1 protein-coding gene is annotated in these 451 nt (G+C 59.0%); it reads left to right on the top strand.

Translation table 11 applies throughout. The features are described 5' to 3' along the window. Positions 1-349: transporter (locus AC5ZGW_RS47055; RefSeq protein ID WP_496114262.1), on the top strand; the 349-nt coding region annotated here is incomplete at its 5' end. Positions 350-451 lie beyond the last annotated feature (102 nt).

Raw genomic sequence — 451 nt, forward strand, 5'->3', positions numbered from 1 at the left:
CACTGCGACGAAGCGCATCGGCAAGTGGACTTTCGGACCGGTCGGATACTATGCGGCGCAGGTGTCGGACGACAAGTCGAGCGCATTCTACGGAGACAAAATATTGAACGCCAACCGCTACAGCCGTATCGCGGTCGGAGCGCTGCTCGGCTACGATTTCGGGCCCGCATCAGTCACGCTGTGGGGGGCGCAGAATGTTTATACATCAGCTTCTGGCAACACCTCTGGAGGACGAGTCGATCTCTCTTCGATCCCGAACGGCTTTACGGTGGCTGGCACCCTGAGTTTCCGTGTATGGGCGCCGGAGCAAGAGCCTGCACCAGTTAACCGACCCTCATTTATGAAATAGCACCATCAAAAAAGCGGAACCGCTCCCGGGCAGAGACCTGCCCGGGATCGAAGCACCATGGCGCGACCTGCCAGAACGCTATGGACCGTGCACCACCCGTTG

It is taken from the genome of Bradyrhizobium sp. Crot121, from assembly GCF_059512385.1.